The sequence below is a fragment of the Streptosporangium sp. NPDC002721 genome (assembly GCF_042888905.1).
GTDB lineage: Bacteria > Actinomycetota > Actinomycetes > Streptosporangiales > Streptosporangiaceae > Streptosporangium.
Map to the genome: position 1 here is coordinate 139,416 of NZ_JBIAQI010000005.1, position 12,226 is coordinate 151,641.

A 12,226-nucleotide genomic window follows, 5' to 3' on the forward strand; every position below is an offset into this window, starting at 1 on the left:
ACGGCCGGACCCGGCTTCGAGAAGCCCCCCGTCATCCGGCGTACGCCGGTCGAGCGCTCTCGTCAGTCGTGGCGCGGGATGCCGGAGACCTCGTGGTCGGCGTGGAACAGGGCCTCTCCGATGAGCGCGCGGACATGGGCGTCGCGGGCCCGGTAGAGCACGCGGCGGCCGTCCCTGCGGGTGCGCACCAGCCCGGCGAGACGGAGTTTCGCCAGATGCTGGGAGACCGAGGGGCGCGCGACCCCGATGGCCTCGGCGAGCGAGCCGACGTCGTACTCCCCCGACGACAGCAGCCACATCAGGCGCAGCCTGGTGGCGTCGCTGAGCATCCGGAAGGCCTCGATGGCGGCCTCCACCTGGGCGCCAGTGGGTTGCTCCTGCGACGAGTTGGTACCTGATGCGTTGTCGCGTGCATACATGGCTACATATACTCCGGGAAAAGGGCACCGGTAGCAAACGAGGTAGCCATGTCCGACCAGCAGGACGCCGGTTCTCCGTCCCCCGACGAACCCGCCGGCCCCCGTTCCCCCCGCGGTCAGGACCAAGAGACCGCGCACGACCCGCCGCACGAACCCGAACCCACCCACGGACACGAACACGAACACGGCCACGGTCATGAACACGGTCATGAGCACGGCCACGGTCACGGTCACGGTCACGAAGGCCGCCGTCCCGCGGGCCGCCGGTTCGGAAGGCTGCTCTCGCGAGCGGGCCACGCCCTCACCCCGCACAGTCACGACAGCGCGAGCAGGACCGACACCGCCCTGGAGTCCAGCAGTCGCGGGATGCGCGTACTCGCCGTCTCCTTCGCCGTGCTCATGGTGACCGCCGCCGTCCAGGCGGTGATCGTCGTCTTCTCCGGCTCGGTCGCCCTCCTCGGTGACACCCTGCACAACGTCGCCGACGCGCTGACCGCGCTCCCGCTCGCGATCGCCTTCTCCCTCGGGCGCCGGGCGGCCACCCGCAGGTTCACCTACGGCTACGGCAGGGCCGAGGACCTGGCCGGGATCGCCATCGTCCTGGTCATCGCCGCCTCCGCCGCGCTCGCCGGGTACGAGGCCGCACGGCGCCTGGTCGACCCCCAGGAGGTACGGGCGCTCGGCTGGGTCGCCGCGGCGGCCGTGATCGGCTTCGCGGGCAACGAGTGGGTGGCCCGCTACCGGATCGGGGTCGGGCGCCAGATAGGGTCGGCCGCGCTGGTCGCCGACGGGCTGCACGCCCGTACCGACGCCCTCACCTCGCTGGCCGTGCTGCTCGGCGCGGGCGGCTCGGCACTCGGCTACCCGATCGCCGACCCGATCGTCGGCCTGCTGATCACGGCGGCCATCTGCCTCGTCCTCAAGGACGCGGCCCGCGAGATATACCACCGGCTGATGGACGCGGTCGATCCGGCACTCGTGGATCACGCGGAGCGCGTCCTGGCCGCCACCGGCGGCGTGCGGCGGGTGGGATCGGTGCGGCTGCGCTGGGTGGGCCACGCGCTGCGCGCCGAGGTGGACATCGTGGTCGGCGAGGACCTGTCGCTGCTCCAGGCGCACGCCGTGGCGGTGGAGGCCGAGCACCGGCTGATCCACCACCTGCCCCGGCTGAGCGCCGCCACCGTGCACGCCGACCCCGACGGCCGGGAGGGCGCCGACCACCACGCCGTCCTGGCCGGACATCGGTAGGGCGAGCCGTGGGGGAAGACCGCGCGACCGCCGTACGGACGCCCCCCGGCGCCCCCCGGGACTGCGCCCGCGAACCGGGCGACGGAGCCGGAGACGGGACCGGGAAGCGGAACCGGGAGACGGGACCGGGAAGCGGAACCGGGAGGCGGGACCGGGAAGCGGGACCGGGAAGCGGGGCACGCGGCCGGGTCACGCCTGGACGGCCCCCGCGGACGCGTACCCGCACGGGCCGGGGCGCGGGAGAGGTAGTCTCACATGATCACCGTCGCGGCCCGCGGACCGGATCGCCGATCGCCCGGCCCGGCCCGCGAGCCGTGGCGGACCACCCCCCGATCCAGGAGAAACGGCTGCGTTGGCCGACCACGGCAGAGGACGACCCGGCTGGCTGCACGTCGGCCCGCTGGAGGCGCGGCTGACGCGCACCTGGGAACCTGGCACGTTCCCACCGGCGGAAACGCTCCTCGCGATACTGACGCTGGCGGCCGTGCCGCAGGCCCTCGCCACCCGCCTGACCACCCACCTGAGCGGCGGCATCGTGGTGGGGCCCGGAGCGGTGCCCGACCTTCCCGGCTTCGAGTGGCTGCGCGGTGTCGCGCTGCCCCTGCAGGCAGGCCTCTGGGAACGCAGCGCGGGCGTCTACGACCCCCGGTGGCGGCGCATCGGGGTGGGGAGCGCCCCCTCGCCCTCGGTGTCGGTGTGCGGGCACGAGATCGGCCACGCCACCGACCACATGGACCGGCTGCCCTCGCACTCCCCGTTCTGGACCGGCCTGCACGCCCGCACCCGCGTCCATCTCCGGCCGCCCTACCGCGACGACGTCACCGAACTGTTCGCCGAGGCCTTCGCCTGCGTGCTCACCCGCAGGGCGACCCGGCTGCTCCACCTGATCGGCGCGGAGGCGGAGGCCGAACGGGTGTACCACCAGCTGTCCGGGCAGTACGGCATCGGCTGACCGTGGGCGTGCCACGACCCCCGGAGCTATGCTGGGCGAACAGCGGTCAGAGAGACGACGGAAAGGCCACGCCATGAACGTGACCATGCTGCCGGGAGGCACCCTCCGCGTCCCCGCGACGACCACGCTGGACAACGGCACCAAGATCGACGGCACCCGCGACATAGCCCGCGACGACCCCGAGTACTCCGAATGGCTCGCCCTGGCTCAGGACGAGGACGAGCAGCGCCGCCGCGACGTCGAGGAGCGCGACTCCGACCGCGAGATCCTGACCCGCTGGCGCACCCGCCGGAGCGCGTGACCGCGCTCTCCGGCCGCCCGGACCACACGGCGAAGCCGCCCGGACCACGTGACAAGACCTCCTGGATCACACGACGAAGCCGCCCGGACCACGCGACGAGACCGCCCGGACCACGCCGCAGGGCCTCCCGGAGCCTCCCGTGACGCCGACGTGAACGGCCACGCGCGGCGTGTCTCGCGCTGGCTGCTCGCCCGCCCCGCCCGTGCGGGCCGTACCCGCGTCCTGGCGGTCGAGGGGCGTTCGGGGGCGGGCAAGTCCACTTTCGCCGCCGCCGTGGCCGCGGAACTGGCCGCGCCCGTCGTACGGATGGACGATCTCTATCCGGGGTGGGACGGCCTGCTGGGAGGGGTCGACGCGCTGGTCGAGCAGGTCCTGCGGCCGCTCAGCCTGGACCTGCCCGCGCGGTGGCGGCGCTACGACTGGGCGGACGGCGCCCACGCGGAGTGGCACGAGGTCCCCGACACGGGGATCCTGGTCCTCGACGGCACCGGCTCCGGCGCCCTCGCCGCCGCGCCGTACCTGAGCGGCCTGCTGTGGCTGGAGGCGGCCGACGAGGTGCGCAAGGCCCGCGCGCTGGAGCGCGACGGCGAGCTCTACGCCCCGCACTGGGACCGCTGGGCGGCCCAGGAGGAGCGTTTCCACACCCGCGACGACGTCCGCGCCCGCGCGGACCTGACGATCACCACCACCTGAGACCGGCCGGGGAGCACCCGAGGCCCGGACGGTGGGAGCGGGCCGGAGGGCGACCCGGGATCAGCCTCGCGGGACGGCGGCGACGCCCTCGACCTCGATGAAGAGGCCGGGAGCGGCGAGCGCGGCGACCACGATCAGCGAGTGCGCGGGAAAGTCTCCCCGCGGGTACCACCTGGCGAACACCTCGCCCTGCGCCGCGCGTGAGCCCGCCAGGTGCTCGGTGCCGGAGAGCATGGTGAACAGCTTTACCAGATGCTCGGGGCCGGCTCCCACGGAGCGGAGGAGACTCTCGATGTTGGCGAAGACCTGACGTGCCTGCGACTCGGCGTCCGGGCCCGCGAGGGTGCCGTCCTCCAGGACGCCGACCTGACCGGAGATCATCAACAGCTCGTGACCGTCGGGCACGGCGGCCAGGTGGCTGTAGCGGCCGAGCGGCGCGGCCGGGCCGGGGGGATTCCAGCGGCGGATCATCGGTTCTCCTCGTCGTACGGCGTCGTGCGTCACATGACCGCGCCCATCCTCCCGCCCCCGGCCCCCGGACGCGCCGTGAGCCACCGGCGCGCGACGAACCGGGACGACGGCGACTGACCGGCGAGACGCGCGGCCGGGAACCCGTTCTCGCCGTGGTTCACCGTGGCGGCCGAGATCTACGTCTTGAAATCAAACACGAAGTACGATCGAATGAACACGAAAGAGTTCCGGAAGGGCCCCGAACGATCGTCGATCACCCTCGTTCCACCGAGCGCGAGACGCGCCCGGCCCGGGCGAGCGGGGCCTTGCCCGCCGCGTCGGGGGTGACACCGGAGCCGTCGGCGCAGGACCGTCCCGAGGAGAGCCCGTGACCACCTGGATGCTGCTTGACTACGGCGAGGTCATCTCCGTGGCGCAGCCGTCCGACGCGACGGCGACCATGGCCGAGCTCATGGGCCATGATGAGGCGACCTTCCGCAACCGCTACTGGCACCACCGCGACGCCTACGACCGCGGCCAGGCCTCCCACCTGTACTGGGGCGCGGTTCTCGGCAGGACGCTCGCCGACGACGATCCGCTCGTCGCCAAGCTCGACGCGGCCGACGTCGAGAGCTGGCTCCACCTGAACCCGGAGACCCTGCGCGGCATAGAGGATCTCGCGGGACGCCACAGGCTCGCCCTGCTGTCCAACGCCCCCGAGCCGCTGGCGGCGGCCATCGACGACGCCCCCTGGGCGGCGGCGTTCGAGCATCGCTTCTACAGCTGCCGCCTGGGCCTGTCCAAGCCGGACCCCGCCATCTTCGAGGAGGTCCTGCGCCACCTCGGCGCAGTCCCCGGCGACGTCACCTTCCTCGACGACCGGGCCGTCAACGTCGACGCCGCGGCGGCGCTCGGCATCAACGCCCTCCTCTACCCGGAGTGGCCCGCCTCCCCTCGCACGGACTGACGGGTTCAACGGGGTCACCGGAAGAGACGGCTCGACAGGGACGGGCACGCCGAACCGACGGGTCCATCGCGAGAGACGACGTGGCGGGACGACGTGGCGGACGGTCACGCCGAGAAGCGGGCGACCCACTCGCGGGCGCCGGGAAGGATCTCCTCCACCGGCGCCACGTGCGGGTACCACGTGCGCTCCCACTCCAGGGAGACCCAGCCCTCGAAACCGCGCAGCAGCTCGCCGCACTCGTCGAGGGGAACCCCGCCCGTCCACATCGGCACCGGGGTCGTGTCGGCGGCCGAGACCGCGTCCTTGATCTGCACGTACGCCAGGTGGCCGGCGAGCGCCGCCAGGGTCCGCGCGGGCTCCTCGCCGTGACGCCACGGGTGCAGCACGTCCCACAGCGCGCCCGCCGCCTCGGGAACGCCCGCCGCGTCCAGCAGCCGCCCGACCGCGGCGCCGGTCGGCATCGCGTCGTGGGTCTCCACCAGCACCCGCACCCCCGACTCCACGCACAGGTCGGCGACCGCGCGGAGCCTCCGCGCACCCGTCTCGACGTCGTCCCCTCCGGGGAACACCCGCACGGCGGGCGCGCCCAGGTCGGCGGCGAGCGCCAGGTCGTCCCGCAGCGCCCGCACGACGGGTTCGTCCGGCCCCGCCATGGCGATCTTGACATACCCGGCGAGCGCGGAGACCTCCGGCCGGGCGCTTCCGAACGCACCGCTCCTGGACGCACCGCTCTCAAACGGCACGCCGTTCCCGGACACACCGCTCCCGGACACACCGCTCCTGGACGCGCTGCTCTCAAGCGGCACGCCGCTTCCGGACCCACCGCTTCCGGACGTGCCGCCCGGCGAACCGGCGTCCCCCCGGTGGGCACCCGGCGCCCCCGTGGCTGCCGGGTGACCCTCCGACGCCCCGGCGAGGAAGGCCCGGACCTCCGCGCGCCGTGCCGGGGAGAGCCCGGCGTGGATACCGGTGTCGGGGTGGAGGCGGAGTTCGAGACCGGCGCACCCGTACTCCACGGCCGTCGCGACGGCCTCGCGCAGGCCCTGTCCGGGCATGCCGAGCGTGCTGAACGCCAGCTTCATCGAGGCTCCCTCACCACTGCTCGGAAAGCGCTTCCCGAGGTGGTCCATCGTAGCCGCCCCGCCACCCCGCACGCGCCAAGGCGAGGTGTTCCCGCAGGTGAAGCCATGGAACGGGCCGTCCACCCCACCGGATTAGCGGCGCGCGACTGCGGGGAGTCATCAGGTGATGCCGATCGAGGGACGCGGAGCCGGAGGAGCCCCGGACTCGCAGCGACATCGATCTTCTCAGCTGGAGACTGCCATGACTGGACGCGTATCGGCCCCGGGCGACCTCGGCCGCCGGATCGCGAGGCGGCGCGAGGACCTCGGCCTCACCCGGGACGAGCTGGCGAGGCGGGCCGGGATCGATCCGGGCTATCTGGCCTACCTGGAGGACGCCGTGGCCTCGCCGAACACCGGCACGGTGAACCGCGTGGCCACCGCCCTGGACACCAGGCCCGAGGACCTGCTCGGCGGGTACGCCGACCTGCCGCCCGGCCGGGGCCGGCCGGGCTTCCGGCCCGAGCTGGAGAAGCTGGACCGCGACGAGTGCCTGCGGCTCATCACCCCCGGCGGGGTGGGGCGGATCGCCTTCGAGGAGATCGGCGGGCCGGTGATCCTGCCGGTCAACTACGCCCTGCACGGCACCTCGGTGATCTTCCGCACCGCTTTCGGCGGCCCGCTCGACGACGCCCTGCGCACCGGGGGCCAGGGGGTCGAGTCCAAGGTGGCCTTCGAGGTCGACCGGATCGACGACGCCGGCCGCGAGGGCTGGAGCGTGCTGGTGCGCGGCGGGATCCACCACGTCTCCTCCGAGGAGGACCGCGCGGCCCTGGCGGCGCTGGGCGTCCGGCCGTGGGCGGGAGGTGAGCGGGAGCTGTACGTGAGGATCGCCGCCACCGAGATCACCGGCCGTCGCATCCGGCGCAACCCGTGACGTCGCGGAGCCTCCCGGACGGTCTCTTCCGTACCGCCGGCGAAGCTTCCCGGAACGTCTCCTCCGTACCGCCGGCGAAGCTTCGCGGACCGTCTCCTCCGTACCGCCGGCGAAGCTTCCCGGAACGTCTCCTCCCGCTCGGGGAACGCGGCGGCGCCCGCGCACGGGAGGTCAGGTCTCCTTGAGGATGCGGTGCAGGAAGGACGTCGTCGCGGACGGTTGCTCGGCCTCGATGCCCAGGCGGTTCATGACGCGCCAGTAGCGCTCGACGTCGGTGAGCTTGTCGAGGTAGAGGGCGCCGGTGAGCTGTTCGAGGTAGACCACGTCGGGCAGGCCGCCCTCGGGGAAGCGCAGGATGGTCGCGGGGCCCGTCGCGGCGGCGGCCGCTCCGGCGCTGAACGGCATGATCTGGAGGGTGACGTGGCCGAGCTCGGCGATCTCCGTGAGGCGCCGCAGCTGGGCGCGCAGCACCTTGGAGCCCCCGACAGGACGGCGCAGCACCGCCTCGTCGACGACGGTCCACAGGGTGGCGGGCTCCCGCCGGGTGAGGAGCCGCTGGCGCTCCATCCGCAGGGCGACGCGCCGCTCGATCTCCGGCTCCGGGGCGCCCGCGCAGGCGGGCCGGATGAGGGCGCGGGCGTACTCCTCGGTCTGCAGCAGCTCGGGGACGAACTGGACCCCGTAGCCGCGGATGAGGGAGGCGGCCTGTTCGAGCCCGAGGTAGGCGTCGAACCAGGAGGGGACCACGTCACCGTAGGCGTGCCACCAGCCGGGCCGGTTGGCCTCCGCGGCCAGGGCCAGCAGCGGTTCGCGCTCGGCGTCTGCGACGACCCCGTAGAGGGTGAGCAGGTCGGCCACGTCGCGCTGCTTGAAGCCGGTCCGCCCCAGCTCCAGACGGCTGATCTTCGAATGCGACGCGCGGATCGCCTCGCCGGCCTCCTCGCGTGTGATGTGACCGTTCTCCCGCAGCCGCCGGAGCTGCGCACCCACCAGCATGCGGACCACGGTGGGCCCGGCCTGCCGGTGATCCAGGCTCTGACCATCGGCTTGTTCGCCCATCGCCTGAACAATGCGCAAGTTCTTTCCCTTCAACCGCGACCGGCCGGCCTGTGAGTGTGCAAGCTTTTCACGTCCGGGTCATTCCTCGCAGTGAGACGCGCACTCCGCGTGGCGAGCCGGTGTGCGGCAGCGGAGAAGTCCGCATCTCTTCTCCAGAGTTCTCCACTTTAGGCGAGTAAATCTTCATAATTAGTGATCTCAAATGGACTCCTCGGAGAGGAAGCCAGATCATGCCCGATATCTCCCCCGTACGGGCGGGGGATCCCGAACGCGTGGACGAGTACCAGATCGTGGGGCGCCTCGGGGAGGACGTCTATCTCGCCACGGCCCCCTCGGGAGACCGGGTGGTCGTGCGCCTGCTCCCCGCGGACGTGAGTCCCGAGCGGTTCCGGGAGGCGATGGAGCCGCTGCGCGAGATACCCGCCTTCTGCACGGCGCAGGTCCTGGACAGCGGGCTGAACGGCGGGGCCGACGGCGACAGGCCGTACATCGTGAGCGAGTACGTCGACGGCCCGACGCTGGAGGAGGCGGTGGCCTCCGAGGGCGTGCTGGGGGCGGCCGCGCTGCACCGGCTGGCCGTCGGGACGATGACCGCGCTGGTCGCCCTGCACCAGGCGGGTACGGTCCACGGCGACCTGCGTCCCGGCGCCGTGGTGTTCGGCCCCGACGGGCCCCGGGTGATCGACCTCGGTATGGCGCGGGCGCTGGAGGCGACCGCGTCCAGCACGACCCGCAAGGTCGACGTACCCGCCTACAGCTCGCCGGAGCGGCTCCTGGGCACCTCCCCCGGGCCCGAGGGGGACCTGTTCTCGTGGGGGGCGACGATGGTCTTCGCCGCCTCGGGCCGCTCCCCCTTCGACGCGGGGACGATGTCGGGCACGGTCAACCGCATCGTCAACGACGAGCCCGACCTCGGCGCGCTCCCCGACGACCTGCGCGGGCTGGTCACGGCCTGCCTCGCCAAGGATCCCGCGCCGCGGCCGACCGCGAGCGACGCCCTGCTCCGCCTGGTCGGCGGGTTCCTCACCTCCGACCAGGCGCCCCCCGATCCCCCCGTGCCCGGGACCCCCTCCACCCGGCCGCTGGGGCGGCGCGCCCGGCCCGTGCTGCTGGTCGCGGGCGCGCTCGCCGTCGCCCTCGTCTCCGGTGGCGCGGTCTATCTGGCGCTGTCGGGGGACCCGGAGCCGGTGGCCGCTCCGCGCCCGGCCCGGAGCACCGCGCCGGGCGCGCTCGCCCCGGCCTTCACCCCCCAGCCTCAGCTCAGCCCGAACGTGACCACGGCGCCCTGGGAGCCGGTGGAGAAGGCCACCAAGGACATCGAGCTGCCGGGGACGGGCATCACCCTGCACGAGAACCCGAAGGACCCGGTCAAGCTGGGCGGCTACGTGAACATCAAGGCGCCCTTCGCCTCGTTCGCCAGGGAGAAGGGGAAGGAGACGTTCAAACAAGTGGCCAGCACCCTGCAGCCGGTGTTGTCGCCGCAGGGCGACCTGGTGGCGCTGAACCCGATCGGGAAGTTCGCCGACTCCTCCTTCGACTTCCTGAGGATCCACGACCTGAGGAACGGCACCCAGTTCGACGTCCCGACCGTCGAACGGCCCTTGGAAGGGCAATACCCCGTGTGGTCGAAGGACGGCTCCAAGATCCTGCTGTCGGTACGGGACAAGGACAAGGAGCGGTCCGACGGGTTCGTGGTGGTGGACGTGGCGGCGCGCAGGGCCACCCACGTGCGCACCGAGTCCGTCGGCTCCGACACGCTTCCCGCCACGTTCGCGCCGGACGGCTCGGTCGCGCGGGGATACTACGACGGCAAGAGCCACGGGGTCGACTTCTACGGCCCGAACGGCCAGGCCACCCGGACGATGCACTGGGTCGGCCAGCCGCGCAACACCACCTGGTTCTCCCCCTCGGGCGCGCTCTTCGCCACGATATGTCCCAAAGGAAACACCGTGTGCGTGTGGGACACGGTGAGCGGCCACCGGCGCTACACGATGGACATCAAGGAGGAGACCCGTTTCGTGGGCTGGTTCAACAACAACCACCTGCTCCTCCAGAACGCCGTCAAGAAGGGTTCCAAGATCGAGGTGTTCGACCTGTACGGCAAGTCCGTCCGGGTGCTCGCCGACCTCAAGAAGGGCGACACCGCCCTCCTGAGCTTCACCGTGACGGCCGGATGACCAGGCTCTTTCCTCCGGCTCCGGGCGATCCCGACCGGATCGGGCCGCACCGGGTCACCGGCAGGCTCGGCCGCGGCGGGCAGGGGACGGTGTACCTCGCGGAGTCCCCCGCCGGGGCCCGGGTCGCGGTGAAGGTGCTCGGCAGGGGCGGCGGCGAGCAGACCCTGGCGCGCTTCCACCGCGAGATCGAGCTGGCCCGCCGGGTGGAGGCGTTCTGCACCGCGCAGGTGCTGGAGCACGGCGAGGCCGACGGCATGCCGTACATCGTCAGCGAGTACGTCGACGGGCCCAGTCTCGCCCAGGTCATCGACGAGCGGGGGCCGCTGCGCGGGGCGGAGCTGCGCAGGCTCGCGGTCGGGACCGTCACCGCGCTGGCCGCCATCCACCGGGCGGGCGTCGTGCACCGCGACTTCAAGCCCGCGAACGTGCTGCTCGCCCGCGACGGCCCCCGGGTGATCGACTTCGGCATCTCCCGCGCGCTGGACGCCGTCTCCACGGCCTCCGACCACCTGGTCGGCACCCCTCCGTACATGGCGCCCGAGCAGTTCGACGGGCGCGAGGCGGGGTCGGCGGCCGACCTGTTCGCGTGGGCGTCGACGGTGGTGTGCGCGGCGACGGGGGAACCGCCCTTCGGGACGAGCCCGGTGCCCGCGGTGATCCACCGCATCCTGAACGCCGAGCCCGCGCTCGGCTCCCCTGACTCCATGGACGAGAAGCTGCGCGAGCTGGTGACCGAGTGCCTGGCCAAGGACCCGCGGACGCGCCCGGCGGCGATGCCCGCGCTGCTGCGGCTGCTGGGCCATCCGGCGGAGCGGCCGTCGTACGAATCGGGTCACGAGGTGCTCGGTGAGGGCCGCAAGCAGGCCGCTCCCCCGCCGGCCCAACGGCGCGCCTCGCGCCCGGTGGTCGCCGCCCTCGCCGCGCTCGCGCTCGCGGCGGTCTCCGGCGGCGCGGTCCTCGCGGTCCGGACGGCGGGGACGCAGGAGCCCGCGAAGGTGGTCGCGGGCGGTACGGGGGGCACCCCCTCCGCGCCCGCGAGACCGCCGATCGGGACGATGCCCACCACCTCCACGTCCGACCTGCGAATCCCCGGAACGAAGATCACCCTGAGGGAGAACCCCTCGGACACGGAGCATGTCACCACCTACCGGGACTCACGCGAGAACGCCGGCGGTTCCCCCGTCTTCCTCCGCCGGGACGACACCGCGGAGTTCAGGTTCCTGGGGACGTTCATGACCGCCGTGGCCGCTCCGGGAGGCGCGCGCGTCGTCGTCAACCCGGACAACAAGTTCATGCTGGAGGGATTCGACCTGATCCGGCTGGTGGATCCGAAGGGAGAGCCGGAGGTCCAGATCAGGACCGTCGACACCCCGTTGATGACCTCCAGCCCCCACTGGGACCGCGACGGGAGACGGATCCTGCTCACGATCTACGAGGGATTCGAGGATGAGCAGCGCTCCAGGGGCTTCGTGATCGTGGACGCCGCCTCGCGCACGGCCCGCGTCTTCCGGGTGCGCGACGACGACCACCGCTCCGACTACATCTGGGGCGCCGACGCGGCCTCGGTCGTCCACGCCGGGCCGGACGGGTCGGTCCGCTTCTACCGCCTGGACGGCACGCTGCTGCGGACGGTCCCGAAGCTGGGCAAGCTGGTCATCAACGACGTCCGGGCCACCCCACTCGGGACGGTCTTCACGACCCGCTGCCATGAGAAGCCCCAGGACGTCTGTGTGTGGGACGCCGCCACGGCGAAACGCGAGGCCGTCGTCCCGATCCGGAAGGGGACGACCTTCAGCGGCTGGATGGGCGACCGCCACTTCCTCGGCACCGTGACCGAGGGGAAGACCATGAAGGTCGTCCTGCTGGACCTGCGTGGGAAGGTCGTGCGCGTCCTCGCGGACGGCCCCACCACGGAGCTGAGCAAGGTCAGCCTCTACTACACGCTCAAGTGAGGGGAGAGCG

The 12,226-nt window shown here is 72.7% G+C and carries 12 protein-coding genes; 8 read left to right on the forward strand and 4 right to left on the reverse strand.

The window, feature by feature from the left end; all coding sequences use genetic code 11:
* Positions 1–62: 62 nt before the first annotated feature.
* The gene (locus ACFYWM_RS08295) at positions 63–716 is read right to left on the reverse strand and encodes an ArsR/SmtB family transcription factor (RefSeq protein ID WP_389910553.1); all 654 of its coding nucleotides are present in this window, start codon (positions 714–716) and stop codon (positions 63–65) included.
* Positions 717–785: 69 nt separating this feature from the next.
* On the opposite strand from ACFYWM_RS08295, the gene ACFYWM_RS08300 reads away from it, so the two are divergent.
* From ACFYWM_RS08300 to ACFYWM_RS08315, 4 genes are all read left to right on the forward strand, one after another.
* The gene (locus tag ACFYWM_RS08300) at positions 786–1,667 is read left to right on the forward strand and encodes a cation diffusion facilitator family transporter (RefSeq protein WP_389910556.1); all 882 of its coding nucleotides are present in this window, start codon (positions 786–788) and stop codon (positions 1,665–1,667) included.
* A gap of 352 nt (positions 1,668–2,019) precedes the next feature.
* A complete protein-coding gene (locus ACFYWM_RS08305) occupies positions 2,020–2,619 on the forward strand; it encodes a hypothetical protein (protein ID WP_389910559.1) in 600 nt (199 codons plus the stop codon).
* A gap of 73 nt (positions 2,620–2,692) precedes the next feature.
* Positions 2,693–2,920, forward strand: a complete 228-nt coding sequence (locus ACFYWM_RS08310; RefSeq protein ID WP_389910561.1) for a hypothetical protein — start codon at positions 2,693–2,695, stop codon at positions 2,918–2,920.
* A gap of 150 nt (positions 2,921–3,070) precedes the next feature.
* Complete coding sequence (locus ACFYWM_RS08315) at positions 3,071–3,613, forward strand: hypothetical protein (RefSeq protein WP_389910563.1); 543 nt, start codon at positions 3,071–3,073, stop codon at positions 3,611–3,613.
* Between the two features lie 60 nt (positions 3,614–3,673).
* On the opposite strand, the gene ACFYWM_RS08320 is transcribed toward ACFYWM_RS08315, so the two are convergent.
* Complete coding sequence (locus tag ACFYWM_RS08320; RefSeq protein WP_389910565.1) at positions 3,674–4,084, reverse strand: RidA family protein; 411 nt, start codon at positions 4,082–4,084, stop codon at positions 3,674–3,676.
* 367 nt (positions 4,085–4,451) lie between these two features.
* Between ACFYWM_RS08320 and ACFYWM_RS08325 the strand changes: the two genes are divergently transcribed.
* Entirely contained in the window at positions 4,452–5,030 is a 579-nt protein-coding gene (locus tag ACFYWM_RS08325) for an HAD-IA family hydrolase (protein ID WP_389910568.1), read from the forward strand.
* A gap of 104 nt (positions 5,031–5,134) precedes the next feature.
* On the opposite strand, the gene ACFYWM_RS08330 is transcribed toward ACFYWM_RS08325, so the two are convergent.
* Positions 5,135–6,112 (reverse strand): sugar phosphate isomerase/epimerase family protein, encoded by a 978-nt coding sequence (locus ACFYWM_RS08330; RefSeq protein ID WP_389910571.1) that lies wholly within the window; start codon positions 6,110–6,112, stop codon positions 5,135–5,137.
* Between the two features lie 241 nt (positions 6,113–6,353).
* Here ACFYWM_RS08330 and ACFYWM_RS08335 point away from each other — a divergent pair, with 241 nt between their 5' ends.
* Entirely contained in the window at positions 6,354–7,028 is a 675-nt protein-coding gene (locus ACFYWM_RS08335; RefSeq protein ID WP_389910574.1) for a pyridoxamine 5'-phosphate oxidase family protein, read from the forward strand.
* A gap of 171 nt (positions 7,029–7,199) precedes the next feature.
* Here ACFYWM_RS08335 and ACFYWM_RS08340 read toward each other — a convergent pair whose 3' ends face one another.
* A complete protein-coding gene (locus ACFYWM_RS08340; protein ID WP_389910577.1) occupies positions 7,200–8,087 on the reverse strand; it encodes a helix-turn-helix domain-containing protein in 888 nt (295 codons plus the stop codon).
* Positions 8,088–8,317: 230 nt separating this feature from the next.
* Here ACFYWM_RS08340 and ACFYWM_RS08345 point away from each other — a divergent pair, with 230 nt between their 5' ends.
* Positions 8,318–10,264: a serine/threonine protein kinase gene (locus ACFYWM_RS08345; protein ID WP_389910580.1), complete on the forward strand. Its 1,947-nt coding sequence runs from the start codon at positions 8,318–8,320 to the stop codon at positions 10,262–10,264.
* Complete coding sequence (locus ACFYWM_RS08350; protein ID WP_389910583.1) at positions 10,261–12,216, forward strand: serine/threonine protein kinase; 1,956 nt, start codon at positions 10,261–10,263, stop codon at positions 12,214–12,216. Before ACFYWM_RS08345 ends, ACFYWM_RS08350 begins: the two co-directional genes overlap by 4 nt.
* Positions 12,217–12,226 lie beyond the last annotated feature (10 nt).

Coding starts and splice junctions, on each gene's coding strand:
- ACFYWM_RS08350 (WP_389910583.1), top strand. CDS start 10,261: ATGACCAGGCTCTTTCCTCCGGCTCCGGGCGATCCCGACCGGATCGGG.
- ACFYWM_RS08310 (WP_389910561.1), top strand. CDS start 2,693: ATGAACGTGACCATGCTGCCGGGAGGCACCCTCCGCGTCCCCGCGACG.
- ACFYWM_RS08340 (WP_389910577.1), bottom strand. CDS start 8,087: ATGGGCGAACAAGCCGATGGTCAGAGCCTGGATCACCGGCAGGCCGGG.
- ACFYWM_RS08300 (WP_389910556.1), top strand. CDS start 786: ATGCGCGTACTCGCCGTCTCCTTCGCCGTGCTCATGGTGACCGCCGCC.
- ACFYWM_RS08330 (WP_389910571.1), bottom strand. CDS start 6,112: ATGAAGCTGGCGTTCAGCACGCTCGGCATGCCCGGACAGGGCCTGCGC.
- ACFYWM_RS08335 (WP_389910574.1), top strand. CDS start 6,354: ATGACTGGACGCGTATCGGCCCCGGGCGACCTCGGCCGCCGGATCGCG.
- ACFYWM_RS08345 (WP_389910580.1), top strand. CDS start 8,318: ATGCCCGATATCTCCCCCGTACGGGCGGGGGATCCCGAACGCGTGGAC.
- ACFYWM_RS08320 (WP_389910565.1), bottom strand. CDS start 4,084: ATGATCCGCCGCTGGAATCCCCCCGGCCCGGCCGCGCCGCTCGGCCGC.